Annotated in this window: 28 protein-coding genes and 1 tRNA gene; 10 read left to right on the forward strand and 19 right to left on the reverse strand. The window is 36.0% G+C overall.

Translation table 11 applies throughout. The annotated features are described in order from the left end of the window. Nucleotides 1–135: 135 nt before the first annotated feature. A complete protein-coding gene (locus tag IGJ23_RS10105) occupies nt 136–927 on the reverse strand; it encodes a PhzF family phenazine biosynthesis protein (protein WP_438774924.1) in 792 nt (263 codons plus the stop codon). Between the two features lies 1 nt (nt 928). Next, nucleotides 929–1,894, reverse strand: a complete 966-nt coding sequence (locus IGJ23_RS10110) for an ornithine cyclodeaminase family protein (RefSeq protein WP_010738029.1) — start codon at nt 1,892–1,894, stop codon at nt 929–931. Nucleotides 1,895–1,985: 91 nt separating this feature from the next. Between IGJ23_RS10110 and IGJ23_RS10115 the strand changes: the two genes are divergently transcribed. Next, nucleotides 1,986–3,380 carry a PLP-dependent aminotransferase family protein gene (locus tag IGJ23_RS10115; protein WP_088762247.1) on the forward strand — a complete coding sequence of 465 codons (1,395 nt, stop codon included), beginning with the start codon at nt 1,986–1,988 and terminating at the stop codon, nt 3,378–3,380. Nucleotides 3,381–3,561: 181 nt separating this feature from the next. Here the strand turns inward: IGJ23_RS10115 and IGJ23_RS10120 are convergent, their stop codons facing one another. The 6 genes from IGJ23_RS10120 to IGJ23_RS10145 form a co-directional block, all read right to left on the reverse strand. Continuing rightward, a complete protein-coding gene (locus tag IGJ23_RS10120; protein ID WP_063627435.1) occupies nt 3,562–3,810 on the reverse strand; it encodes a hypothetical protein in 249 nt (82 codons plus the stop codon). Between the two features lie 23 nt (nt 3,811–3,833). Then, on the reverse strand, nt 3,834–4,121 hold the full coding sequence (locus IGJ23_RS10125; RefSeq protein WP_438774925.1) for a hypothetical protein: 288 nt from the start codon (nt 4,119–4,121) through the stop codon (nt 3,834–3,836). A gap of 44 nt (nt 4,122–4,165) precedes the next feature. After that, entirely contained in the window at nt 4,166–5,356 is a 1,191-nt protein-coding gene (locus tag IGJ23_RS10130) for an Mbeg1-like protein (protein ID WP_438774926.1), read from the reverse strand. Nucleotides 5,357–5,382: 26 nt separating this feature from the next. Beyond that, on the reverse strand, nt 5,383–5,778 hold the full coding sequence (locus IGJ23_RS10135; RefSeq protein WP_010718664.1) for a DUF1310 family protein: 396 nt from the start codon (nt 5,776–5,778) through the stop codon (nt 5,383–5,385). Between the two features lie 305 nt (nt 5,779–6,083). Further along, complete coding sequence (locus tag IGJ23_RS10140; protein ID WP_010718665.1) at nt 6,084–7,406, reverse strand: 2-hydroxycarboxylate transporter family protein; 1,323 nt, start codon at nt 7,404–7,406, stop codon at nt 6,084–6,086. Between the two features lie 218 nt (nt 7,407–7,624). Continuing rightward, nucleotides 7,625–9,265 carry a malolactic enzyme gene (locus tag IGJ23_RS10145; RefSeq protein ID WP_010718666.1) on the reverse strand — a complete coding sequence of 547 codons (1,641 nt, stop codon included), beginning with the start codon at nt 9,263–9,265 and terminating at the stop codon, nt 7,625–7,627. A gap of 283 nt (nt 9,266–9,548) precedes the next feature. On the opposite strand from IGJ23_RS10145, the gene IGJ23_RS10150 reads away from it, so the two are divergent. The 6 genes from IGJ23_RS10150 to IGJ23_RS10175 all read left to right on the forward strand — a co-directional run bounded on the left by IGJ23_RS10150 (nt 9,549) and on the right by IGJ23_RS10175 (nt 16,333). Continuing rightward, nucleotides 9,549–10,382, forward strand: a complete 834-nt coding sequence (locus IGJ23_RS10150; RefSeq protein ID WP_438774927.1) for a GNAT family N-acetyltransferase — start codon at nt 9,549–9,551, stop codon at nt 10,380–10,382. Nucleotides 10,383–10,834: 452 nt separating this feature from the next. Next, complete coding sequence (locus IGJ23_RS10155; RefSeq protein ID WP_010718669.1) at nt 10,835–11,287, forward strand: MarR family winged helix-turn-helix transcriptional regulator; 453 nt, start codon at nt 10,835–10,837, stop codon at nt 11,285–11,287. After that, nucleotides 11,284–13,011: an ABC transporter ATP-binding protein gene (locus tag IGJ23_RS10160; protein ID WP_178305763.1), complete on the forward strand. Its 1,728-nt coding sequence runs from the start codon at nt 11,284–11,286 to the stop codon at nt 13,009–13,011. The genes IGJ23_RS10155 and IGJ23_RS10160 overlap by 4 nt, the downstream gene beginning before the upstream one ends. Beyond that, on the forward strand, nt 13,008–14,813 hold the full coding sequence (locus IGJ23_RS10165) for an ABC transporter ATP-binding protein (protein ID WP_178285753.1): 1,806 nt from the start codon (nt 13,008–13,010) through the stop codon (nt 14,811–14,813). Before IGJ23_RS10160 ends, IGJ23_RS10165 begins: the two co-directional genes overlap by 4 nt. 75 nt (nt 14,814–14,888) lie before the next feature. Beyond that, complete coding sequence (locus tag IGJ23_RS10170) at nt 14,889–15,908, forward strand: phosphotransferase family protein (RefSeq protein WP_161298825.1); 1,020 nt, start codon at nt 14,889–14,891, stop codon at nt 15,906–15,908. 122 nt (nt 15,909–16,030) lie between these two features. Further along, nucleotides 16,031–16,333, forward strand: a complete 303-nt coding sequence (locus IGJ23_RS10175; RefSeq protein WP_010718673.1) for a hypothetical protein — start codon at nt 16,031–16,033, stop codon at nt 16,331–16,333. 388 nt (nt 16,334–16,721) lie between these two features. Here the strand turns inward: IGJ23_RS10175 and IGJ23_RS10180 are convergent, their stop codons facing one another. The 7 genes from IGJ23_RS10180 to IGJ23_RS10210 form a co-directional block, all read right to left on the reverse strand. Beyond that, nucleotides 16,722–17,648 carry an anti sigma factor C-terminal domain-containing protein gene (locus IGJ23_RS10180; protein ID WP_178305760.1) on the reverse strand — a complete coding sequence of 309 codons (927 nt, stop codon included), beginning with the start codon at nt 17,646–17,648 and terminating at the stop codon, nt 16,722–16,724. Continuing rightward, nucleotides 17,648–18,115, reverse strand: a complete 468-nt coding sequence (locus IGJ23_RS10185; protein ID WP_010738038.1) for an RNA polymerase sigma factor — start codon at nt 18,113–18,115, stop codon at nt 17,648–17,650. The genes IGJ23_RS10180 and IGJ23_RS10185 overlap by 1 nt, the downstream gene beginning before the upstream one ends. Before the next feature lie 412 nt (nt 18,116–18,527). Then, nucleotides 18,528–18,839 carry a DUF1292 domain-containing protein gene (locus IGJ23_RS10190; RefSeq protein WP_010718676.1) on the reverse strand — a complete coding sequence of 104 codons (312 nt, stop codon included), beginning with the start codon at nt 18,837–18,839 and terminating at the stop codon, nt 18,528–18,530. A 23-nt stretch (nt 18,840–18,862) separates the two neighbouring features. Then, on the reverse strand, nt 18,863–19,294 hold the full coding sequence (gene ruvX / locus IGJ23_RS10195) for a Holliday junction resolvase RuvX (RefSeq protein WP_010718677.1): 432 nt from the start codon (nt 19,292–19,294) through the stop codon (nt 18,863–18,865). Next, complete coding sequence (locus tag IGJ23_RS10200; protein ID WP_010718678.1) at nt 19,291–19,557, reverse strand: IreB family regulatory phosphoprotein; 267 nt, start codon at nt 19,555–19,557, stop codon at nt 19,291–19,293. The genes ruvX and IGJ23_RS10200 overlap by 4 nt, the downstream gene beginning before the upstream one ends. A 268-nt stretch (nt 19,558–19,825) precedes the next feature. Then, nucleotides 19,826–20,542, reverse strand: a complete 717-nt coding sequence (locus IGJ23_RS10205; protein ID WP_010718679.1) for a DNA/RNA non-specific endonuclease — start codon at nt 20,540–20,542, stop codon at nt 19,826–19,828. Between the two features lie 285 nt (nt 20,543–20,827). Continuing rightward, nucleotides 20,828–20,898: transfer RNA gene (locus IGJ23_RS10210), tRNA-Gly, on the reverse strand. Nucleotides 20,899–21,017: 119 nt separating this feature from the next. Between IGJ23_RS10210 and IGJ23_RS10215 the strand changes: the two genes are divergently transcribed. Both IGJ23_RS10215 and IGJ23_RS10220 read left to right on the forward strand, forming a co-directional pair. Further along, nucleotides 21,018–21,770 carry a threonine/serine exporter family protein gene (locus IGJ23_RS10215; protein ID WP_053765728.1) on the forward strand — a complete coding sequence of 251 codons (753 nt, stop codon included), beginning with the start codon at nt 21,018–21,020 and terminating at the stop codon, nt 21,768–21,770. 15 nt (nt 21,771–21,785) lie between these two features. Then, nucleotides 21,786–22,277 (forward strand): threonine/serine exporter family protein, encoded by a 492-nt coding sequence (locus tag IGJ23_RS10220; RefSeq protein ID WP_438775077.1) that lies wholly within the window; start codon nt 21,786–21,788, stop codon nt 22,275–22,277. Between the two features lie 142 nt (nt 22,278–22,419). Here IGJ23_RS10220 and IGJ23_RS10225 read toward each other — a convergent pair whose 3' ends face one another. Together IGJ23_RS10225 and IGJ23_RS10230 are read right to left on the reverse strand one after the other, a co-directional pair. Further along, nucleotides 22,420–23,283 (reverse strand): TIGR03943 family putative permease subunit, encoded by an 864-nt coding sequence (locus tag IGJ23_RS10225; RefSeq protein WP_010718682.1) that lies wholly within the window; start codon nt 23,281–23,283, stop codon nt 22,420–22,422. A gap of 10 nt (nt 23,284–23,293) precedes the next feature. Then, a complete protein-coding gene (locus tag IGJ23_RS10230; RefSeq protein ID WP_438774928.1) occupies nt 23,294–24,244 on the reverse strand; it encodes a permease in 951 nt (316 codons plus the stop codon). A 538-nt stretch (nt 24,245–24,782) separates the two neighbouring features. Between IGJ23_RS10230 and IGJ23_RS10235 the strand changes: the two genes are divergently transcribed. Continuing rightward, nucleotides 24,783–25,130: a thioredoxin family protein gene (locus IGJ23_RS10235; protein WP_002328072.1), complete on the forward strand. Its 348-nt coding sequence runs from the start codon at nt 24,783–24,785 to the stop codon at nt 25,128–25,130. Between the two features lie 301 nt (nt 25,131–25,431). Here IGJ23_RS10235 and IGJ23_RS10240 read toward each other — a convergent pair whose 3' ends face one another. Together IGJ23_RS10240 and rsmI are read right to left on the reverse strand one after the other, a co-directional pair. Further along, nucleotides 25,432–25,692, reverse strand: coding sequence for a hypothetical protein (locus IGJ23_RS10240; RefSeq protein ID WP_002328071.1), 261 nt, complete (start codon nt 25,690–25,692; stop codon nt 25,432–25,434). Between the two features lie 144 nt (nt 25,693–25,836). Next, nucleotides 25,837–26,703, reverse strand: coding sequence for a 16S rRNA (cytidine(1402)-2'-O)-methyltransferase (rsmI, locus tag IGJ23_RS10245; protein ID WP_010718684.1), 867 nt, complete (start codon nt 26,701–26,703; stop codon nt 25,837–25,839). Nucleotides 26,704–26,736 lie beyond the last annotated feature (33 nt).

Consider the following 26,736-nt stretch of genomic DNA (forward strand, 5'->3'; position numbering starts at 1 on the left):
AGAAGAGACTAAGCCAAAACCTGCCTCAGCCTCTTCTAGCATCTCTAAAAACAGGCTTACTTCTATCCTCTGGAAAACGCCCTGGAAGAAAAAGGTGTAGATTGTCAAAAGGAACTCTTGCTTCATTTGTGATGCTTATTTTTCTGTAATATAAGCTTCTCCTTGAGCGAATAGCACTGCTTCTCCACCAATCACGATCCGCTCCCCTCGTAACTCACAATCAAGGTAGCCACCTCTTGGTGAAAGCTGATGGGCAATCATTTTTTTCTTACTTAATTTATTTGCCCAATAAGGAATAAGATTGGCATGAGCAGAACCGCAAACGGGATCTTCATTGATCGTTAATTTCGGGAAAAATGTACGAGAAACAAAATCTTCCTTCTGACCACGTGCGGTCACGATCACGCCAACGCCCAAATCAAAATTTTTAATAGCTGAAAAGTTTGGTTGCAACTGTTTTACGGTTTCTTCATCTGTCAGTTCAAAAAATAAATCTCGCGCTAAATAAGCAGCTTTGATTTTTGCACCGATCGCTTTTTCGTATTCAGGTAAAATTGCTACTTTTTTAGGCATGATACTTGGAAAATCCATATAGTAAGTTTCTTGTTGTTTTGTCACAAGAAGTTCGCCACTTTGACTAGTAAATTTGATTATTTCTTCCTCTACCCCATAATAATTGAACAAAACAAACGCTGTTGCTAAAGTAGCATGTCCACATAAGTCGATTTCACGATCCGGAGTAAACCAACGTAACTCATAGTGTTCCTCCTTTTTGACAGTAAATGCTGTTTCAGATAAGTTATTCTCAATAGCAATTTTTTGCATCACCGTATCTGGTAACCACTTCTCTAAAACGTAGACTGCTGCTGGATTCCCTTTAAACACTTCTTGTGTGAATGCATCAACAACATAATAACTTAACTTCATTTTATTCAGACTCCTTAACTTTTTGATAAATATATTCTGCACAACATAGATCTTCAATCGCTAAGCCAACGGCATCAAAAATCGTGATTGTTTCTTGTTGGTCTTTTAATAATCTTTTTCCTGAAACCAATTCACTTAACGAGCCTGAGATCGCTGATTCTGATAATTCTCCTTCAGCAATCGGAATCAGTAGATCGCCACTTTCTTTCATTGCAGCTTCATAATCATCGACATAGATGGCACTGCTTTTCATCAACTCACTAGTGATTTCACGTGTATCTGGTGTAAACGTACCAATAGCATTGATATGCGCACCAGGAGTAAGCCATTCTTTTTTCAAAAACGCCTCTTTACTAGGTGTTAGTGTACAAATGATCTCAGCTTGTTCCACTGTTTCTGCGAGTGTTTCTCCACTTGAAAATTCAATTTCCGGGTATGCTGTTTGCATTTCCTCAATAAATTGTTGACTTCTTTCTTTACTCAAGTCATAGACAGATACTTTATTGATTGAACGTATAGCACAGATCGCATTCAAATGCGAGCTTGCTTGTTGTCCAGCCCCGATTAAAGCTAATGATGCCGCTTCTTTTTTCGCCAATATATCAGTGGCTAAAGCGGAAACTGCAGCGGTACGAATCCAAGTGACTGCATTCGCGTTGATTAGCGCTACAGGTACACCGTTTTTAGAATCAAATAATAGAATTTCCCCCAAATGTGAAGATAGTCCTTGTAAATGATTATCAGGAAATGCAGTAATGATTTTTGCACCAAAATAACGATCTTTACCAAGATAAGCAGGCATCATCGCAAAAACATTTTTGTTTTTACCATCTGGCAAAATCTCTACCATACGTGTATTTTGACTAATTTTTCCTTCGCCATAATCGCTAAAACACTGACGCATTACTTCAATTGCCTCTTGAAAATCTAATCGTGATACTGCTTCCTCAAAATCGATTTTTCTCATAAAAATCTCCCCCTCACGTCCATATATTATCATTGAATTATATACATTCAATAGTATAATTGTATGGAATACAATTTTAGAGGTGAATAAAATGCCCATAAATTCTTATGAAGATTATCCGATCACTTGGCGACCTGATAAAACAAAATTAACACGCCCCATCTATAAATCTCTGATCCAACAGCTAGAAGAAGATATTCTTACAAGTAAGTTACAAAAAAATACCCAACTTCCTTCTCAGAGAGAATTAGCCGACTATTTAGATATCAATTTTACAACTGTCGGTCAGGCCTATAAATATGGTATTGAGAAAGGTCTCTTGTACACCAATATTGGAAGTGGTACGTTCGTTTCCCCTAATGCTTTTACTTCAATCACGATTTCAACTAATCAAGTAGCCGAGCATGTGATTGATTTTGGATTAGTTAGTTCTTTTGAAGACTGCAACCATCTTGTCCTGCCTTTTATCCATTCAGTCAGTCTCAACCCCAATATCGTGGGTTTATTGAATTATCGTGACCCTATGGGAACCAATTTTCAATTAAAGACGGCAGTCGAGTGGTTACAGACTCAAGGGGTTCAAACAACGATTCATCATACCGCAATCGTTTCTGGTGTTCAAAATGGTCTTGCTGTGACACTTGCCGCCTTTTTTTCTCCTGGAGATCGAATCGCTATTGATCGATATACCTATTCCAATTTTATTGAGTTAGCGCATTTGTATCACTTAGAAGTAGTTCCGATCGATTTCGACCAAGAAGGAATGAAACCTGAATTATTGCTACAAGAGTGTCATAAAAAGAAAATAAAAGGGATTTATCTGATGCCTTCTTGTAATAACCCCATTGGTTTTCAACTGTCTCTCCAACGGCGTAATGAATTGAAAGCTATTATTTCCAAAGAAAAGTTATTAGTTATTGAAGACGATATTCATTCTTTTTTAACGACCCATTTTCAACAACAAGTTTTGCCACCGTTTCAACAGCTGCTACCTGATCAAACCATTTACTTGTCAGGAATGACCAAATTCATTTGTTCAGGTCTTCGTGTAGCCTATCTTGTATTCCCAGAACGTTTAAGAGAACGAATTGAACGTGCAATCTTTAATATAAACGTCAAAACATCTGGTCTAGATGCAGAAATCATCACTCAAATCTTGCACTCACCAGAAACAATCCAGAAAATCTTAACAACAAAATTAAAACGAACAGCCGAAGCAAATGACTGCTTTGATGCGTATTTTGATTTACCTCGTCCTTCGAATCCTTATCCTTATTATCGAAATATTCCGATCCGAGCCGATATTTCTCCCTTAGATGTAGAACAACATTTTTTGAATAAAGGGATAAGAATTTATCACTCGAATCGCTTCACTAGTCAACAACAAGCTGATCCTTTTATCCGAATCGCCTTATCATCCAATCATTTGGAGATTTTAAAGAAAGGATTACGGATCATTAAAGAAGAAATCGATGCTTATTTATGATTTTTTAGTTTCTATTTTTAGGTATACTCAAAAAATCATTCAATCACTGGCAAACAAGAGAAGATCCATCACTCCTTAGATTTAGAACGTCTTCTCTTGTTATTGGGGTTCATCATTGAATCGATCATTTACTCGTAGTAAAAAAGTTTAGCACAACTTCATGCTCAACTTTTTTACTTCCTTAAGTAAGCCATTCAAATTGATTCGCCGTTCTTTCGATCACTTGGATAGCTGTCTTGACCCATGTTCCTTTAGAAACGTGACTTAAATGACTTGCATAACTTGTAGTCAGCTGTTTCAACGTTTGTTTCTTCTGTTGAAGTGTTTGTTTGGTCAAGTTTTTTCTATTTTGCGATGTGGCATGACTTGGTGTTGCAACAATAAGCCGAATGAGTTGTTTTTCCAATGTTTTTTGTAATTCTTCAAACATATTTTTCTCCCGTTTCGTTTTTATTAGTTGCTAGATTCTTTCTCTAAAGTGGAATACTTCTCTACTAATGGACATTTAATGCGACATTCGATCATTCTTTTCTCTCTGCGAAAAATCCCTTCCGCCTCTTCTTTGCTATCATTTAACAAACGATAGAACTGTTTTCTGTGGGGGAAAACATCAAAAAACGAAAAATCATGGAATTGGTTTGCTACTTGATCTAAGTAATGATCAAATTTACTTTTTTCTTTCTTTAGTTGGTCGAGTTGATTTTCTAATTGTTTTTTTTCTGAATATAACTGTTTTTCCATAGGTTGAGACTGTCCTTCACCTTTTTTTCCATAACCCCTCCATTTTATGAAAGATATTGGGACAATGTTTTATCTGTCCTCACCTGTTCTTCAATGGTGGTTACTATCTGTTTCAGCAGCGTATCTAATTCATGTTGGACCTTTTGCAATAGGGTTAGTTGTTGTTCATAGGTAGCCACTGGCTGACGGACTAGTGTGTACTCTGTCACCTGATTTTCTGCCAGAATAGCCATTTTTTCGGTATCATTCAAATGTTCACCCCAGCGGTTCGTATCCCGTTTCGTTTGGCTCCAAAGAAGATTAGCCTGTTCAATCTCCTTGTTTAGCCACTTGACCACTGTGTCTATCTCAGATTGAATCGCTTGTTTGTATCCCAAGGTAATCGTTCTCGCTTGCATCGCATCTAAAAAAATCTCTTGTGAAGAAGAAATTCCTTTACCGCTGTGACGAAATTGATGATGAATCTCAGCGAGCCGATCCAACTCTTTGCTTGTCTGATGTTTTGCTAATTGGATAATCCCTTTAGACTGTGTCACTAGATTCCCATCTTGATCAAATAAATAACCGCCCAACATATGCTGTTTGCCCAACTTCACTTTTTTAGATGTTACTTCAATTATTGTGCCCACTTGTTTTTTTGTCAGTGAATACCCGATCGGTACTAAATCTCTTGTGTCAATAAAATTGAAAATCTTTCCTTCATTCGTTAATTTATCTGCTGTTGCTTGTTGTCTGGGATTTAAAATACTGTAAATGTTGGGGCCTTGGTAGAGATATACCCCCTCTAGCCGATCATGAAAAGCAGTCGGCAAATCTGAAATAGCATATTGTCCATTCATTGAACCTAAAGAATGGCCATATACTGAAACTTTGGCATTGGGATACATTTGCATGGTTTCTTGTAATGTATGGGCAGCAGACTTTAATTGCGGCATCGCAGTTGCTCCTCCTGCATTGATCACTTGGACAGCCGTAGGAAGATTGTTTACTCCCCAATCTCGCCATACATCTCCAGGATTTACCAGTATTTTATTGATCCCTATCGAGCCTTGATAAAGGATAGTTATCTGTTTCACTTCTTTTGGCTTTTGCACTTTTGGATTTCCGTCGGTAATGATAAAACTTTTTTCTCCACTTTTTTTGTTATCTATTATCTTTGATACATAACCATATGTTTGACGATTCACTGAAATTTTTTTGTTCACTTCGAGGTTCATATAGCTTTGGCTTATCATTTTTATTCTCTCTTCATCAGTCATACTCATGACTGATCCGCTCTCTCAATCAGCCTATCTAGTTTTTCTGAGAGAACTAATCCATCATTCACTAATTGGTTCCTGCGCTCATTGACTACCAATCCTAATGTTAACTCTTTATCTTGATTAATGATCAATTCAACGTTGATTCCTCCTAAACGATTAGGTTCAATACTTTCGTAATCAATTTCATACGAATGGACGATTCCTTCAGCTGCTAATGCTTTGGGATCTAACCGTTTTAACTCAGATTCGATCAGTTGCGCTACTCGGTCACTCTTAATCATATTGACCATTTCTTCATTAAGCTGCTTTTGTTTCATGTACACAATCCCTCCGATTATGATTACTGCTATCCCTAAAATTTTCATTAAACGATACAACATTTTTTGTTTTTTCATAAATCCTCTTCCTGTTTTCTATCTATTTGACCAACACGTTCGTCATTCTCTTTTCATAATAGAGATACGCAAGTACTTGAAGATTTTTGTCAGATAAACCCAATTTTTTTGTTGATCTGGTTTCTTTTACGATTCATGCTTTTGGTTTGATGAATTAGCCGAGTACACTCGTGACTTTCATCATGGGTAGTTCCTGCTCAATTAGAAGAATGTAAACAAAAAAACATAGATCTGGAACAAACGTTGTTCCAGATCTATGTTTTTCTTATCGATTAAAGTAGGAAAAAAATTATTGTCTTCGTTCCTTAAGAAAATAGTTGCATCAAAAATCCTGAAATGATCAAGACGATTGCACCGCCTAAACGATTTCCCATTTGCGCAAAAGCAATTAGTTCCATTCGATTAGCCGCAGATAATACTGCTACGTTCCCTGTACCACCCATTGAGTTGTTACACAATCCAGCTGTAATGGTTGATTCAACTGGGTACAAACCGAATAAACGTCCCACGAATCCTGAAGTGAGCGAGATTGCTACAACACTTGTCAAACATAAAACAACGAATTGCCAAGTTAACGCTGAAGCTAAGACATTTAGATTCAATAGCGCAATCCCTATTCCTGCAAGGACAGCTGCTGTTAAATTCTTAACGATCAGATTATTGAACATAATTGCTGCATCCTCATAATAATCAGGTAAGAGATTTGTAATTTTACAAATCACGACAATGATAATCATGAATGCATACGCATGGATTTTTGGCACAAAGTAGTTGCCGATTTGTCCTAAAATAAAGAATGTCAATGACACCATTAGACCTACACCTAATTGGGGGATCGATGGTTTCACATTCCGTGGTTTACCGTCACCAAGATCGCCTTTTGCCATAAGTTTGCCTTCACCATTCAATTTAGGCATTGATTTTCCTGCACGAGCAACCAAAGCTGCTCCAATGATGGCTAAGACATTAGTCATTGCTGTAGCTGGGAGTAATTGAGAAATAATAGAGGAAGCATTCGTTCCTAAGACGTTCGCATAAATCGTAGATAATGGAACTGCGCCAGCTCCAACTCCTCCAGCCATTGCTGGTAAAGAGATATACAGTACGGAACGTCCAAACCCATTACCAATTAACATTCCAACTAGACCAACAGCAAAAAACGATACAATCATTGAAATAAGTGCTACTGGAATGAAACGTACCGATGCTTTCATTAGTAAATTACGGTTCATCCCTAAAATACTCCCAGTGATTAAAGCTGCGATATAAAAATCTAAGAAACCCATGTTACTTACAAAATTTTCAGTAGCTTTCACCACGTATTCTGGTAATATACCAAAAGTCGCAATTGCAGCTGAGGCAAAGATCGCAAATACGGAACCTCCACCTAGATAACTTCTAACGATTGGGATTTTTGTACCAATAAAATGAAATAAATTCCCGAATATCACTAGAACAGCGATCGGACCAATCATATTCGTTGGTAATTTTCCAAGTGCCATTGCAACGATCAGGACTAATACCATAACAAAATAGATAGGAAGACTTACTCCAGTAATCTTAGTTGTCCAAAATCCTTCTTTTGTTTTTTCTTCAACTTTTGTAGTTGATTCTTCTCTTTGTGTCATTCATACAGATCCTTTCTGAATAAAAAAGCACGGTGAAAGGCTGAGGTACGTTGAAAAATAGTTCAATATCTGATTTTTATAGCTTCTTCATCAGGTGACTCCCATTTTTCACCTCGTTGCATCTAATCAGCTGCTTTCCTTTCACCGATTAACGTACTCTGTGTATGATTGTGCTCAACTAATCCTTCATTCACTTTGTTTTAGAAATTTGGTCAAGCTTATTTGTCTAACTCTTGGTATTCTGGTACCCATTTAGCAGATTCCACTGCTGCTTTGATATCAGTGATTTCTTCACGATTCAATTTTTGAGAAACAACAGATTTCGCTACTGTTTCTGCAATTGTTTGAGAAAATTCAGTGATTTTCGCAACTGGAGGTAAAATTGCTGCGCCTGGTTGTGTAACATCAACGATTCCACCTAATGCACGACTTGCTTGAGAAATGATCTCAGCATTCACACGTGTAGCCGTTGAAGCAATCAAACCAAGTCCTAACCCTGGATACATCAACGCATTGTTTGCTTGTCCGATTTGATAAGTTACTCCTTGATATTCCACGTCTGCTGCCGGAATCCCAGTTCCTACTAATGCTTTCCCATCAGTCCATTCAATTAAATCTTTGGCTTTCGCTTCCGCTAATTTCGTTGGATTAGACAATGGCATGATGATTGGACGTGGTGTATGGCTTGCCATTTCCTTAACGATTTCTTCCGTAAACGCACCTGGTTGAGTCGATGTCCCAATCATGATTGTTGGATGAATTTCTTTTACGACCGCTTCTAAAGTTGTTAGTTCAGCAGAATTAGTAAATTCAGATCGTTTTCGAGCAAAAGGAATTTGTCCTGGAGTCAAACCTTCTGTATCTTCAAATAATAACCCTTGTTTGTCTACTTGATAAAAGTGTTTTCGAGCTTCTTCTTCTGATACACCTTGACGAATCATTTCGTCTAATAGAATATTGGCAATACCTACGCCCGCAGTACCGGCTCCAAAAGTCAAAATAGTTTGGTCTTTCAATGATTCTCCAGAAATATTCAGTCCACCTAGTACACCAGCAAGAACAACAATCCCTGTTCCTTGGATATCATCATTGAAAGTAGTGATTTTATCTTCATATTTTTCTAAGATCGTTGCAGCATTTCCTCGTCCAAAATCTTCCCAATGTAGTAATAGTTCTGGGAAAAGATCCGTTGCTGCATCAACGAATTGATCGATAAATTCATAATATTTTTGTCCTGTCACACGACGATGGCGATTTCCTAAATACAATGGATTATTTAGTAATTCTTCATTATTTGTTCCTGCATCAATCGATACAGGTAATACTTGGGCAGGGTTGATTCCAGCAGCTGCTGTATAAACCATCAATTTACCGATCGCAATATCTACACCATTGACTCCCCAGTCACCCATACCTAAGATTCCTTCTGCATCAGTCACCACGATCAAGCGAATGTCTCGACCGTCCGCAGCATTTTGTAAACTTGCTTTGATATTTTCTGGTTCATCAATTGAAAGAAACGCAGCATCTTGCGGTTTTAAGAAAATTTCATTGTATTGTTCGATTGAATCCGCAACGACTGGATCATAAACAACTGGCATAAACTCAACTAAATGTTGTCCCATTAATTTATAGAAAAGTGTCCGGTTTGTATTGAATAAATTCATTAAAAAGATCCGTTTTTCAAGATCACTTTGTTTACTCAAATATTGTCCGTATGCTTGAATCGATTGTTCCTCTAACGTTTGGACTGTGCTTGGTAACATACCTGTAATCCCATATTTCGCACGTTCTTCTTTCGTAAAAGCTGTTCCTTTATTTAAAAATGGATTATTTAATAAGTTTAATCCTGTCAACATAGCTAATTCCTCCTAGGTTTTAGTAACAAGGGAAGTATAGGCGTGAGAAAAGAATATAGTCAAAACTAATACCTACCATAAATTTTATTTATATGTCACTTTTCCTTATAAACTATATTTTTATGAGCATTGCATTTGTATGGCACTCTCATTGAATACAATGACTCGCTTTCTGGCTTCATGACCAAATGAAGGAACGACCAACTACCGCGATTCACTTTCTTATTGTGTTGGTTAAAAAAATAAGATAAGATGAGAAAAATCTTTTGATTGGGGAAAACAAATGAAAGCATCTATCACAAGACAGCTACAACCTGATACCAAGCAAACGATCCGTGAATTGAAAGAACAGATCGAACAGCAGCGTCACTGCCAGTTTAAACTAGCTCCTGATTTTGCTGAACAAACGAACGACCAGATCCGCCATGTCCTTTGTTTTAAAGAAGAGACACTTATTGCCTATGCTTTTTTAAGTTTTTATGATGAGAGCGAACTAGAAGTGACAATGATCGTGCATGAAAATTTGGCTTGTTTACAACAACTACTTGATGAAATAATGCGATTTGCTCAAACCATCGGTCGAACAACGATTCTTTACATCACTGATCCACGTGACCTTTTTTTGAAAAATTACTTTAAGTCGAAAAAAGAATTGAACAAACAGTTTACTGAGTATCGGTTGATTCTTCAGCCAAACAAATTTAAACAGCTAGATTCTCCTTATCGACCACAAAAAGCTACTCTAAAGGAATCTTCCCTAATTGCCCAACTCCAATTAGGAGAAATTGGGGCAACGGTTCCTCCATTGTCATCTGAAGATTTAGAGAAAACAGTTGTTTTTCATAAAGAAAATCAACTGATTGCTTGTGCCCGAATCGAAGAGGATCTATCTTCCTATGGTATCTACGGCTTAGTCGTAGCACCGGCTTTTCGTGGTCAAGGGTTAGGTAAACTTTGCTTGAACCGTTTGATCCAAGAATTATTAATCAAAGAAGAAAAAGAAATTTATTTAGAAGTCGACGCAACCAATCAAATTGCATATGATTTATATGTAAACATGGGCTTTGAAAAGAAAAGTACATTTGATTACTATGTTTGCCAACTGACTAAATATTGAAAGCTGTCACTCCAAAGTATCACTAGAAATAAAACAGTTTTTCAGTTAAGAAATGCTCTATATAGAATGGCTTTATACGTTTTGATGTTGGTGAAGTTCACCAACATCTTTTCATTTTTCCCCCTTCATTTTGATCCCTCCAGTAAAGAAAAACAATCAAATGTGTCCTCAATAAATATCCTATTCCATTCCTCACATCTAGTAAGTCCTAATTCAGTCGTTTTAAGAAATTGTTTTAGCATTCAAATTTCCCCTACTAGAAATGTGTCCTCCATTCTTATGAATCCAGTCGTTATACTAGTCACTTCTTATTTTTTTCGACCAACTATTATTCTCTAATAATAAAAACAAAGAACCCTATCAAAAGACTAAATTCTATCATTGACATTAGTACGAATTCGTATTATTATTATTATAAGTACGAATTAGGATTATAAAGGAGAGGTTCATAAATGGCTGAAAAACACACGAATCAACGAATTGGAAAAATAACTTCTACACTTGATGGTGTTTATTGGAAAATTTCAAAATTATCTGGTGTCAAAGAAAATTTATTTTGGCTCTTATATGTTTTAGACGATGGAGAATTCCATTCACAGAAACAAATCTGCGAGGATTGGTCATTTCCCAAAACAACAATCAATACGCTGATCAAAGAATGTGAATCAGATGGATACATTACTCTTAAAAATATTCCTGGGAAAAAACGTGAATTACAAATCTGTTTAACTGAAAAAGGTCTCCTCTATGCCCAAGAAGTATTAAAACCGGTATATGAGATTGAAAATAAAGCCCTTCAAGAAACTATGAAAATTGCACCAACTTTTATTGATGATTTTGAGAGATTTTCCAATGAACTCTTTTTCTCTTTAGAAGATTACTTAAAAAGGAGAAATGAATCATGAAAAAATTATTTTCCTTCTTAAAGTCATATTATAAAGAAACTATAGTAATGATCTTATGTGTTTTCATACAAGGATTTGGAACATTATATATCCCTACCCTCACTGCAGATATTGTGGATAATGGTATTCTTCAAGGAGATTTAGATTATATCTGGAAAATTGGTACGCTGATGATTTTGGTAGCACTTACTATCATGAGTTTTTCCATCTTTGGTACTTATCTTTCTTCAAAAATTTCTGCCTATCTAGGCCGTGACCTTCGAAATGCGTTATTTCAAAAAGCACAAAATCTATCAATAGATAAATTCAATGATTTCGGACCAGCTTCAATGATCAGTAGAAATACCAGCGATGTAACAAAAATCCAAGAAGCTTTTTCTTCATCAGTTGAAATGCTCTTACCCGCTCCTTTCATGGCAATTGCTGGATTAGTTCTCACTTTTTCAAAAGATACTGGTTTAGCAATCAGCATCATGGGAATCATGGTGGTCATTCTTTTCTTAGCTTTTTTAATTAGCAAAAAAGCGATTCCTCTTCTAGCAAAACAGCAAACGCTTTTTGACAAGATGAATAAGAATATTAGGGAAAAAATTACTGGTGTCAGAGTCATTCGTGCCTTTAATCGTATGGATTATGAAAAGAGCCGTATGGATAAATCCTTTTTTGACTACAATAAAACAGCAGTTAGTATAAATAAACTATTTGCCATCCTCATGCCGATCATTACGCTTATCATGAATTTTTCTACATTGTTGATTGTCTATCTAGGAAATATCAGAGTAACCAATGGATCAATGCAATTAGGAGATATCATTGCCGTCATCGGATACTCTTCTATCATTCTTATGTCATTGATCATGGGACTTGCAGGAATCACTAGCCTTCCGAAAGCAAAAATAAGTGCAGATAGGATACTAGCTGTTTTAAATGTCGAGGAAGATGATTCCTCAGAGACTTCTATCAATGAAACTGCTGAAGTAACGGAAGTAATCAAATTTGATAAAGTGTCTTTCGGTTATGCAAATGCTGAAGAACCAGTGTTGGAAGACATTAGTTTTAGTGTAAAGAAAGGTCAAACTACAGCTATCGTTGGAAGTACAGGTTCTGGAAAATCAACAATCGCAAGTTTACTTATGGGGTTTTATCACTCTTATACAGGAACTATTTCCTATAAAGGGAAAAATATCAAAAATTTATCTAGTGCAGCCCTCCGAGAGGAAATTGGCTATGTACCTCAAAAAGCTTTTTTATTCAGTGGCACGATTTTAGATAATCTTAAACATGGTAAGAAAGATGCAACAGATGAGGAAATCACTCATGCTTGTAAAATTGCTCAGGTCAATGATTACATTAACAGCTTAAATGATAGATTTGAAACATCAGTAGCACAAGGAGGAAATAATTTTTCTGGTGGACAAAAACAAAGACTAGCCATTGCACGTGCATTAATTAAAAAGCCTGAGTTATATGTATTTGATGATAGCTTTTCAGCCCTAGATTATAAGACGGATGCGAAACTTCGGTCACTCTTGAAAAAGGAAACAAGAGAAGCCGCTATGATCATTGTAGCTCAGAGAATCAATACAATTATCGATGCCGACCAAATCATTGTTTTGGACGAAGGTAAAGTAGCAGGTATTGGCACCCATCAGACTTTATTAGAGACTTGCTTACCTTATAAACAAATCGTTGATTCTCAGTTTAGCAAGGAGGATATCGCATGAGTAACACGACCGTAAATGGAAATCCATCAAAAATAAAGAGTGTGAAAAAAACAACTTCTCGTCTGTACACTGATCTCATGGGGCAAAAATGGAAACTACTATTAACTCTTATAGGTGTAGGGATTAGTTCGTTACTGAGTATAGTTTATCCTTTGTTATTAGCTCAGGCTATCAATCTTATTGCCCAAGAAGTTCAATTACCTGTACAAACAAGTAACGCATTTACAATAGGCATACACTCAATGAATACGTTGCTGCTATTGCTAGTTAGTATTTTTTCCGCCAGAGCTTTGTTTAGTTATCTGCAACAATATGTCTTGGCAAGTGTTGCAGAAAATGTCACGCTTTCAATGAGAAAACGAATTAGTGAAAAACTGAATAGAGTGCCACTTCGATTTTATGATACACATAAAAAAGGAGATATATCCAGTCGTATCACTAGCGACCTTGAAAAAGTTTCGACAACCTTACAAGATGGAATTTCTCAACTGCTTTCTTCATTTGTAGCAATGATTGGTGCCTTGTTCATCATGTTTATGATTAGTCCTTTGCTGTCTTTGATTGTACTAGGCACTGTGTTCTTGAGTCTGGTAATTGCTTCAATGTTCACGAAAAAAACACAGGTTGCTCATGCTGAGAACCAGAAAGCTTTGGGAAACATGAATGCTCAGATCGAAGAAGCATTCACAGGAAATATAATTATTAAGGCGTTTAATATCCAAGATGAAATGATTCAGAATACTGCGTCTTTAAATGAAGATCTGTGTCAGAAAGAAAAAAAAGCAAAGTTCATTACTTACGTCATCAATCCAATCATCCAATTTATGAACCATTTAGGCTATGTTGTAATCGCAATTGGCGGGGCAATTCTTGTTTTAAATGGAAGTATTTCAATTGGGTATATTCAAGCGTTTTTACAATATATTGAAAAAGTATCTGAATCAGTGTCTACATTTGCCTATATCTCTAATTCACTTCAAGGAGCTATTGCCGCTGCTGAGCGGATCTATCAAATAGAAGATGAAATAGAAGAAATTCCTGAAACGAACAAACGCATTAGCTTACCTAAAGTCAAAGGACAAATGCGTTTTGAAAATGTTCGTTTCGGCTACAAAGAAGACATGATGTTGATGGATAACATCAATATTGATGTTAAAGCGGGAAGTAAAGTGGCCATCGTTGGTCCTACAGGTGCTGGCAAAACAACATTAGTTAACTTAATCATGAGGTTTTATGAATTAAATGGAGGTAAGATTTCTATCGATAATGTCAATATAACGGAAATGACTCGTCAAGAATTGCGTTCGATCATTGGGATGGTTCTCCAAGATACTTGGCTATCCTCGGGTACTATTGCTGAAAATATTGCTTATGGAAAAAGAGATGCTCCAGAAACTGAGATTATCAAAGCCGCTAAAGCTGCACGAATCGATCATTTTATACGTACCCTTCCTGATGGTTATCAAACTATTTTGGATGATGAAACATCAAATATTTCTGTTGGACAAAAGCAATTACTAACTATAGCTAGAGCTATTCTTGCAGATCCAGCAATTCTAATTTTAGATGAAGCAACTTCTAGCGTAGATACACGTACGGAAGCTGAAATTCAAAAAGCAATGGATGCCCTGATGAAAAACCGTACAAGTTTTATCATCGCACATCGTCTTTCAACAATTCAAGATGCTGATCATATTCTGGTCATGGACAAAGGAACGATTATTGAACAAGGGAATCATGAAGAATTGATTCGTCAAAATGGGTTCTATGCTGATTTATATAATAGCCAATTTGCAGCCTAATCTAAGGGCTTGGTATCAATGCTCTTTCGACGAATGAAGAAACTAAATTATTGCAAGTAACGTATGGAGGAAGGTATGAAGATTTCAACAAAAAATGCGCTAACAAATGAACAAATCAAAACAGTTATATACAAACAATTTAAACATTCTGAAGTTACGAGTATCAAGCAATTTAAGGAAGGAACGCTGAATACAGTCTACCTAATAAAAGGCACCCAAGAATTACGCAACGGAGTAGTATTAAAGACTGCACCTGACGAAAGTGCTGGTTTACCTTTGTTAGAAAAAGGCGGACTTTACACAGAAGTTTATGTTTATCAGTTGCTCCAAGATCATCATGTCCCTGTACCCAAAATGTATGCATATGATTTTTCAAGAAAAGTGATTCCTTATAATTACATTCTATTAGAGTGTGTTAAAGGAAAAACTTGGTCCAACTATTTTTCTAATTACTTGCTTTTAAATAAATCAAGACCTGAATTGATGAAAAAACTCGGGAAAATAAATGCTAAATTACATGGGATTGAAGGCGAATGGTTTGGCTATATCAAAGAAGAACGTCATTATCGTTACACATCTTGGAGTGAAGCATTTACGGCTATGGTTAGCGATTTGTTAGAGGATGCGCGACAGCACGGATACAAAATTCCGTATACTGAAATCTTATCTGCTATAGAACAAAGAAAAGAGTTGCTAGATGAAATTCAAATACCTAAGCTTGTTAATTATGATATGTGGACTGGAAACATATATTTGGCACCCAAAAAAGAAAAGTTGACTATCTCAGGTATCATTGATTTTGAACGATTCTTTTTCGGAGATCCATTAGCCACATTCCCTTCATTCATGTTAGATAGATTAGAAAAAGATCCAAATTTCATCTCAGGTTACAGTAAAGTGATAAATGATCATTTTACGTTTAGTCAAGAAGATAAGATTAGGCTTGTACTCTATGATATCTATACTCATTTGGTAGAAATAGCATGCACCTATCGCTATCCGAAAATTGTAGCGGAAATATACCGATACTATCTAAATTCAAAAATTAAAACCTTTTTAAAAAAATTGAGCCAAAATGAATATGTTATCAAATAAAGAGAATTCCAACTAACAAAAAGAATTAAAATAACTTAAAAAGATAAGTCTAACCAATCTATCTTAATGAAATATTTCTTGAAACCAAAAAATTAGGATGAATATAAAGGGTGAGGAAGCTTATGAATAAAAAAATAAAATTTCGTTTTGAAAACAATCAGTCTAATGATAGTTCATATGAAAATAAACAAATAAAATGGAGTTCATTAAATAAGACCGCCAAAACTAACGGACAACTATTTTTCATAAGTGATATTGATAAGTTAGAAATGGACATACAAAAATTTGCCTATGTGATTGATAAAAAAATTGTTGAATCTGAAGAAAATGCTTTGACTTTTCTGAGCAACAATCCTGAACGAATCCCTTGGTATATCAAGAAGTTGAAAGAACAATACGAGAATTGGAAAAGTTCATCAAAATAAGGGCTTGCGAATACTCTAAGCAATGAGAGTTTCTCTCTTGCTTGGAGTATTTTATTTTTCAGAAGAAATACGATATCTAATTACCTGTTATACCTCAATTCTTCTATTGTATTAGATAACATAGGTTCATCAGTTGGCTGTTAACAAAAAAAGGACACCGATGGTTAACCTTAGCCAAGCGACTAAAAATAAAGCAATTAAAAAACTTGCAGCACATCTAAACATTTAATGAACTTTGTTTGAGTGTTTATAGACACAAAAAGAATAGGATACACTTCATATTCGATTACAACAAAAGTGTCCAGAAATCCGTTGTCTTCTGAACACCCTCTGTTTACCTTTATAAAATAAAACGAACTAAATCAATTTCCTTGTTTAGGATAGCTTACTATTTTTCTGGTTCAATGTATGGAACAATCGGTACTGTTACACCAACAGAACTGCCTCTAACAAAGGGTTTGTCTTTTAGTTCTGCTAAATTCTTTGCTTGTCCTGTGATCATTACTCCTAAGACTTCTAGGTCATCTACTTTCTTATTTTCGTTTTCCTTTAGAAAATTTACCATTGCTTTATTATTCACAGAAGAAACGTGTGATTCAAATGAGCTGAAAAAATAATCTTTATCTGCTTCTGCATCAATCAGCTGATTCTTTTCATCAAAACTTAACTGAAAACCATACGTTGGCATACCGGAACGTCCTTTGCTTTCGTCTCTCTCTTCAGAAAACAAATACAACCAGACAACATTGACATTTTCCGGAAACATTTTTTTCACTTCACTATAGCGATAGGGCCGATCAAAGGAAATCGCTACTTCTGCAAGTAAATCATCCGTGCTTTTTAAATCCGCTAATTCATTTTTCACCCCACCATAATAGTTTTCAATCGTCGGATTGTAGAATGTGGCGACTTTTTGTTTGGTTTGACGATTATATTCATATGAATTTTTAAGGGAATGATACCAAGATGTCATCCGTTCATTATTGTCCACTTCGTTGCCAAAAACATTGTACTTACTATGTAAACTACTCCAGGGTACAATGTAGCCATCAATGTTTTTCGATTGGTTAGTTACGACCTCCCCGCCCAAAATTGAGCTGTTAGCAATCACTTGTGAGTCAATTTGTGTATTTGGTGACGCAATTGTTTGGTAAGCAAATAACGACTGATCTAGCTCATGATAATTTTTCGTAGCGACTTTATCTAATATAAAAACCAAGATACCCGACATCGTAAGAAAAATTATGATTGAAACACAACTGACCATTATTATCTGTTTTCTTTTGGCTTTTTTGATACTCCTATTCAAATCCATCACTCATCCTCCCAGTTTGCCTTTAATTTTTTTCGTGCTCTGTATAATTGTTTTTTCACGGTTTCTACTTTTTGATTTAACATACTCGCGATGTCCTCATACGATAGTCGATAATAATACTTAAAAATCAGTAATTCTTGTTCTTGCCTTTTTAGCGAGTCGATAATCATCCATAAATTTTCTGATTCATTAGTTCCATTCGACTGCGAGTCAACATAGCGAAAAATAAGCTCTTTTTCACGCTTCTTTTTCCTGAATAGATCAATATAGTTATTGAAAGAAACTCTAAAAAACCAAGGACGTAAATTATCCTGTGTCATATAGATAAGAGAAGAAAATATAGTATCATAGGTTTTAGAAACAGCATCTTCTGCGTCTTCCAACGTACTCCCCTTTTCTATTAGCACTCTTATTACTTCTTGCCCTAATAAAAGTAATACTTCTTCAAATGTTCCCTCCTGTTTCATTTCATTTTCTCCTTTCATCTATACAACGCTTGAACATCTGAAAAAGTGGACAAGAATATTCACTTTATCTGTCATTTCATTCTTAGAAACAATGACAAGTCACATACTTCATCACAAAGAACCTCTTATTATTATATCGTACCCTACGAAGGGTTTTATATTCCTATCTAGAAATCAGATATTTTCTGCATACTTTATTCTTGATCATTCCTTAAAACAAAATACACTTAACTATTTTGACTCTATTATTTATGTGGCTGATGAAAGCGAGTTGATTGTTCAGACTCAGATTTGATTTTACTCCACTCATCAGTCCTTCTTGACAAAGAGCCGATTTTTAATAACCTTGGTCAAAGCAAAACACAAAAAAGCTGAACCCTTATCCATCAAGGGTTCAGCCGTCATTTTAAGACTATTCTTCTTCTTCAGCCATGAACGTGTTGAATACTTCTTCAATCATGTCCCATTCTGCATCAGTTTCGATTTGTTCTAGTTCGCCTTCTGTGCCATCTTCATTTTCGACATAAGCATAGGCTTGCAACTCAACATCTTCATCTTCTGGTACACCAGCTGGATAAAGCAATACGTAGTTACGGCCAAATTCTTCTTGTCCATCAACTGTTAATAAGATTTCATATAATGTTTCGTTTCCTTGATCATCTACTAAGGTGATATGCTCGTGCCCTTCGTGATCGTGGTCATGTGTGTGGTTATGTTCTGTCATAAGTCTCCCTCTTTTCATTGAAATTAAAATAATTTTTTTCCTGAACCGTCTAAATAATTTTGTAAAATCATGACAGCAGCTAATTTATCAATCACTTTTTTTCTTTTAGCTCTTGATGTATTGGCTTGCTCAACTAACATTCGTTCAGCTTGAACTGTGGTTAGTCGTTCATCTTGATATTCAACTGGTAACGAGAATAATTCTTTAATTTTTTCTCCATAAGCCATTGAGCTTTCTGCTCTTGGTCCAATTGTATTATTCATATTTTTAGGTAAGCCTACGACAAATCGGTCTACTTCGTATTGATCGACTAGTTCTTTCAAACGGTCAAAGCCAAACTCTTCCGCCTCTTCATCAATACGAATGATCTCTACTCCTTGAGCGGTCCAACCAAATGGATCGCTAACAGCAATACCAACTGTTTTTGAGCCCACATCTAAGCCCATTACTCTCATATACTTACCCCATGGTTTGTTAGATAATCTTTAACAATTACTTCCATGATTTCATCGCGTTCGTGACGACGTATCAAGTTTCTTGCATCACGATAACGAGGAATGTAGGCCGGGTCTCCAGAAAGCAAGTAGCCAACAATCTGATTAATTGGATTGTAGCCTTTTTCTTCTAAAGCCCGATAAACGATCGCTAATGTCTCACTTACTTCTTTTTTACGACTATCGTCAAAACCAAAACGTACGGTTTCATCTGTAAAACCCATGATTCTACACCTCTTTCCCGCAAGGTATTCATTTACCTTCTACACTTTTATTTTACTCGAATTACCTTAAAACTACAAATAAATCTTAAAAAACTTCCGGTTAAATTAATAAACAGACTTCTCATTACTTTAACATATTTGTGATCAAATGTTCAGTTACTTGATCGTATCTTAACCAAAGTATACGCTATATTTAAATAAATATAAGCTTTTTCGATAATTCTTCAAAAAGTTCATACTTTTTTCGTATACTATCAAATGTCATTAGCTATTTTTTTCTCGCCTGTCCAGTATCATAGTTGATTTCATAACCCTCTTGAACGTTATAAATAAACACATTAAATTTTATTTTTTTATCTTCAATACTTTCTGCTTCTAATTGTACTCCTCTGGCAACTAATTCATTCCCCTTAAAATGTGGAGTGACACGATAACGAACGTGATGATTGGTTTCTTTGATATAAGCGGCAATATCATTTTCATGGACTAGCATATACGGCGCATTTAATGAACGAGTACCTGTCATCAAATTTTTGATGTTGTTGTTTTGTCCAGTCAATTGATAACCAATCAAATGGCTACGATTATAAAGCCATTGGCCATCGCTTAATTTTTTTTGTTTCCAACCAGTTGGATCAATATACAACGGCTCGCGTTTTTCTTTGGGAAAAAGGTCTTTTCCCAATAACGCATTGGCCGCACCTACACGGTTCAATCGATCAATATTTGAATAGCTTTGCCATGTTCCTTTAGCTAAGCTCAAATCTTCTTCAGTGAAATCCGGACGATTCTGATTGATCTCAATTTCTTGATGCTTCCCATCATATTCTGGTACGTCTGCTACTTTTGACGCTTGTGGGGTTGAGTCAAATAACCCAGTAATTTGTTGAACGATATCTGAATTTTTTTGTGTTGATAGTCCTAGTGCCCCTGCTAAAACAGCAACAACCACACCCATAATGGCTTTTGTTGATTTTTTCTGCATTTCTTTACTCCTTTTCTAAACAACTATTCTAAACTTTAACATACGTTCCCCTTTTTTAAAATATTTAAACTTATTTTATTCCATTTATTTCTACCTTTAATTCTCTATACTAAGTAAAAATTGATCTCTTCTTAAAAAGAATACGTCATAAAAAATCATTGATCTTAAAACAGTATGTTTTCACTTAATCAAGCAAAAAATGCCTTGTGACTCAAAAACAAAAAACAGTATTGATCAAACAAAATGTGATCAATACTGTTTCTATTCATTCTTATCGTTCGTTTAAGCGGGTGACGGGAATCGAACCCGCGACATCAGCTTGGGAAGCTGGGATTTTACCACTAAACTACACCCGCATCTTACAAAAATCAGTATACGCCTCTTTCTTTTCATACTCAAGTATTTATTTATTTCTCTTTTATTTAGTCATTTGTAGTAAAATAAAAGCAACAAATGAACTATTGGAGAAAATATTATGACAGAAAAAGAGTTGGATTTATTACTTGATACTTGTTTATTAGCTGGCAAAATCATGATGGAAAGCAATGCTGAGATGTACCGAGTAGAAGACACAATGAGCCGAATCGCTCTTGCTTCTGGCAATTATCGACTGGTCAGCTATGTTACTCAAACGGGTTTGTTTATTGGTCTTGACCGTACGTCAACCATTAGAATGGAACAAATCACCAATCGCTCCATTAATCTGGAAAAAGTTGTCAATGTCAATAATCTTTCTAGAAAATATGTTGCTGGTGAGTTAACTTTGAATGATCTCTACGTTGCCTTACAAGCCATTGAAAAAGACCGATCATTTTTCCCAGTATGGCTTCAAATTTTAAGTGCTGCAGTGATTAGCGGAACGATCATGGTATTATTTGGTGGAGAAATGAGTGATTTACCAATCACTTTGATGATCGGCGGTATCGGCTATGCGATTTACTTATATAGTTTAAAATTTTTTCGGATCAAATTTTTGTCAGAGTTCTTATCTTCCTTGTTAATTGGTCTTACAGCTATTCTCAGCGTTCGTGTCGGATTAGGTGCCAATCAGGATTTGATCATCATCGGTTGTGTCATGCCCCTTGTTCCTGGAGTACAGATTACAAATGCTATTCGGGATTTACTAGCTGGACACTATGTTTCTGGAGTTTCTCGTGGTACAGAAGCCATGATGACTGCCACAATGATCGGATTTGCGATTGCCTTTATCTTCCAACTTTTTTATTGAGAAAGGAACATGATGATGTGGAATCTATTTATTCAATTTTCTTTTAGCTTTTTAGCCACAGCAGCTTTTGCGATCATCACCAACGTTCCTAGACGTGCCTTGATTTGTTGTGGGCTCTCTGGTGCCTTTGGCTGGATGATCTATTGGATATGTGTGGATTTGGGTGGCACGCCGGCCTTTGGTTCGTTACTGGGTTCTTTAGGTGTTGCATTTATCAGTGATCTTTTTTCTAAACGATTAAAAATGCCTGTAACCATCTTTAATATCCCTGGCATGGTACCACTAGTTCCTGGAGGTCTGGCTTATCAAGCAGTGAGAAATCTAGTAACTGGCTCTTATCAGGCAGCTGCGAGTTATACAGTTCAAGCGATCATGATTGCTGGTGCTATTGCTTTAGGACTCGTTTTATCAGAAGTCTTCAACCACAATATCCGAAACTTCAAATTAAAACGAGAAGCCATTTTTTTGAAACGAAAAAAAAGAACATCTAAAAACGTTCATAAATGAAAAAGTAACGGCGAAAATAATCGTGCCATGAATAAAAAAACAAAGTATCTAGAAAATAGGCAAGCTACAAGCTATTTTCAAGTACTTTGGTTTTTTATTGTCACATCAGTTATTTTTGTCACTAATAATTTTAGTCTTTGCTTTAAAATGACCGATACACATATTGATTTTTGGGCGCCTCGATTTTGGTTAGAGTATTGACCTCTACAACTGGAATGTCCCGTTTGAAGGGTTCATAGTAGTCAGATTGGATGGTGCCTTCGACTTTATACCACTCATCGTTTTTGACATTCGTTCCTTCCGGCATATGTGTCAATAGACCGAATACACCTGAGTCAGCAACGCAATGGATGATTCCAAAACGGAATAAGAAATTATCTTCTTTTTCCCCATCTGGCGTTTTATACACAAAGCCTTCATAAGAGATTTTTTTCCCAATAAATTCACTTGGGTAATTATAAATCAATTCCATGACTTCCAAGTAATTCTCATCAGTGATCTTAATAAGCTGTTTGTCATCATATTTTTCTTTTAATTTTTTCATCTGATCCAAATAGTCAGACTTGTTAAAATAAATGCTCGTATCAGGCTTTAAATATTGTGTCTGCATTTCAGGGTCTCCAACCGACTCCTTACTTATTGGAAAATTGAATCCTTTTGCTTCCACAATCGTCGTATCTAAACTGACTGTTGGAAATAAAGTACCGACAATAACAGGTAAAGCCAACAGAACATAAGCGATCACTCGTTGTGAGGGCTTGGTTAACCCGTGATCGTGATCATGATCGTGGTGATGGTGTACTTCTTCATCTACCTGTTTTTTCCCTTTTACTGAATCACTCTTGACCCAAATATACAATTGGACCAATGCAAGTAAAGCAGATAAAATCATCGATAAAATAGCCAAATAACGATAATGAACATTGATGTACTGATCTAATTTCCCAGATACTTGTAAATACATCATTAGCTCAAAATAACCAGATAATATCAAAAATCGTATCATACTGCTCCTCCTAGATAAATAATGTAAAACCAATCACACTAACGGCTATCAAACCAATGAGCATCAAAATAAAGCGACCATTAAAATAGCGTTTCATCATCAAAAGGTTTTTGATATCCACCATTGGTCCAAATACTAAGAATGCCACCACAGGAGCTGTACCAAAAAGGCTGAGTAAGGATGACCCGATGAACGCATCTGCTTCCGAGCATAGGGACATCGTAAAAGCTAGAAGAAGCATGATAATAATTGCTAGTAGTTTGGTTGAGCCCAGTGTCAACATGACACGAGTTGGCAAGTAAGTTTGCATACTAGCGGCAATCAGACCACCGACAATCAGATACCGACCCGTATCAAAAAATTCATCGATTGAATGTGTGAGGACATGACCTGTTTGCTGACTAAGTTGCTTGATTCTCCCAATTTTGACCTCCTCGTGTTCATTGGTACCATGGGTGTGGTCATGATGATGGTTGTGATGATGGTTATGATCGATTGTTTGTTGGATCTTCGTTTTCAATACACTTTCTTTTTGAAAATAAGCGAGCCAGATACCAATGATCAACGCTACCACAAAGCTTCCAACCATTCGCCAACCGGCCATTTCCCAAGAGTTCCCAAATGCAATAAAAGTAGAAAAAATGACGATTGGATTGATAATAGGTGCTGTTAACATAAATGCAAAAGCGGTATGCACAGAAACTCCTTTTTTGACAAACTGATGAACGATCGGTACAATCCCACATTCACAGGATGGAAAGAAAAATCCTAAAACAGAACCAGTCAAAATGGATAAAAAGCGATTATCTGGTAACCAGCGTTTGACTCGCTCAGGTGTTAAAAAGACTTGTAGTGCCCCAGAGATGAGACAGCCTAATAGAACAAATGGTAAAGCTTCAATAACGATTGATAGAAAAATCGTACTCATCTGCAATACCGAATTTGGTATAAAAGAAAACATTTTTTCGCTCCTTACTATAAACATCATTTGCCAGAATAATATACGCTTTTCGCTAAAAAAAAACAAGGTTACTTCTATTTCTTACCTAACTCTTATCTTTTATTTGATAAAAATAAGACAAGTTAGTTGACTTTTTTTCTTATTGTGATTAAATTGGTTCACGAAATTAGGTTGAGACAAAAGTGTTTAGCATCAAGAAATAAGAAGGAATTTCCGAAAATTGACAAGAAACACAAAAACTAGTTTTTGATGTTAATTGTTACCTACTTGGTGCTTCTCAAATTTTTGGTAAATTTCGGCAAATTTTCCGAAGATGCTACTTTTGTCTCACCGTGAACAAGAGGTCGTGAAAAGAGTGTTTTGACCTGAGCGTTAAGGATGAAAATCTCGAAACAGCTCCCCATGTTTTGAGATTTTTTGACTTATCGCCGAAGGTTAGCTCTTTGAACACCGTTTATCCGTTTTTAGAGATACTAGAAGAGACTGAGACAAGTTTTGTCCCAGTCTCGCTGTTTTGATTAGGAAGGACGTTTTTTATATGAAAAAAACCACGAATCTATCAGAAGTACATCAGTCATTAGCACAAGATGAAACGGTAGTTCTTTACTTATCTATGCCAAATTGCAGCGTATGTCATGCTGTTCTTCCTCGTTTGAAGAAATTATTGGATCAGTATGATTTTCCTAGTTTTCATTTAGATGCTGTGGAAACACCTGAAGTAGCTAGCGCCTTTCAAATATTGACTGCTCCTGTTATTTTGATCTACCATAAAAATAAAGAAGTCGAACGACAAGCACGCTTTATCAATTTTGCGAAACTAGAAACGCTGCTGGATCAGTTAAATAACTCTGATGAAACGATCAGCTATGAAGAATTGTTTCAGTAATCGTTGTCTTAACCTATACTATAGCTATATGAAGACAATTAATGCGCGCTAACCTTTAGATAGGATAAAATACTTCTTAGGTTTACTTAGGTTTGCTTAAGTTCCCTTCATCTTACTATGGGCGAAATTTTGGAAATTCGTTCTAGTATTTTTTTCACTATGGTTTATTTAGCTATGTAGTTGACATTACGTAAAAACACCATAGAGGTTGAACTTCATTCAATCTCCATGGTGTTTTAATATTTGAAATCTACGAGTAGCGTTGCACCGCACTAATTTCATAGTACTTCTCGCACTCGCTCTAGATCTTGAGATTTCGTGTATATTGATCTGGGTTTCTCACTTGCAAACTCTCAACAACTAGCTGATTACGTCGATTCAAGTGTCCTGTCACAGCAATGTTATATTTTCTTTCTTCCATCATCATCAACTTATCCGCAATCTCGACATTTGCAACAATACAATTAAGTGGCTGATGAATGGTTTCCAATGTAAACCGAACAAGCAATGGTTGCGTCTTTATCACTCTGATCTTATCAAGTAAACCTACATATGTTTTCACATTGATCACCTCGATAATCTTTAGAAAAAGTCTCAAATCAGTTAAATTTTCATTGAAAGCAAATGGTCATTACCAAAAAAGAAACGTTCTTTCCTATACAATTCGGACATAACTTTCCTTCAAAAAATATCTTTTTCGATACAACTAGTCCAAGTCGTGAAATTGTCGATATACTTCTTGCTTTTTGAGTCCGTTTTTTACAGCAACAGCTTTAATGGCTGCATTTGTTTTTTCCCCAAGAGCAATCAACTGTTCGACTTGTTCTTTCAATGATCCTTCAATTTGTGTTTGTGGCTCTTCACTTCCAGTATTTCCTTCAACCAATAAACAGCATTCTCCCTTTACAGGGTGTTCTTCAATGTAGTCTAATAACTCTTCAATACTTCCACGTAAATATTCTTCATGGATTTTTGTTAATTCTCGACACAAAACAACTTGACGGTTACCAAAAACAGTCAACATATTCGTTAAAGTTGCACTGATCCGATAAGGAGATTCGTAAAAAATCAATGTAGCTGTGTATTCTTTCAATGTTTCTAACGTTGTTTGTTGTTCTTTTTTCTTTCTTCCTAAAAAACCATAAAATAAAAATGGCTGAGGTAACAAGCCTGAAGCAATCAAAGCAGTCATCCCAGCAGTTGGTCCTGGAATAGCGACTACTGGAATCCCCGCTTGGATGCAAGCAAGTACCAGCTCATGTCCTGGATCGCTAATAGAAGGCATCCCAGCATCACTTACCTGTGCAATCGAGCGACCAGACATCAACTCAGCGATCAATTGCGGAATTCGTTCCTTATAGTTGTGTTCATGTAAACTTTTTTGCGGTGTCTGAATCTCAAAATGATTCAGTAATTTTTGGGTATTTCGTGTATCCTCACTGGCAATCAAGTCTACTTCTTGTAATATCCGTACACTACGATAAGTCATATCTTCTAAATTGCCAATCGGAGTCGGTACTAAATAAAGCGAGCCAGTTTCATGATGTCCTTTAAAACTTTTTTGATTAAGCATGATTTATTCTCCTGTGTAAGAGGTCGTGAAAAG

It is taken from the genome of Enterococcus sp. DIV1682a (genome assembly GCF_051711005.1).
GTDB lineage: Bacteria > Bacillota > Bacilli > Lactobacillales > Enterococcaceae > Enterococcus_B > Enterococcus_B hirae.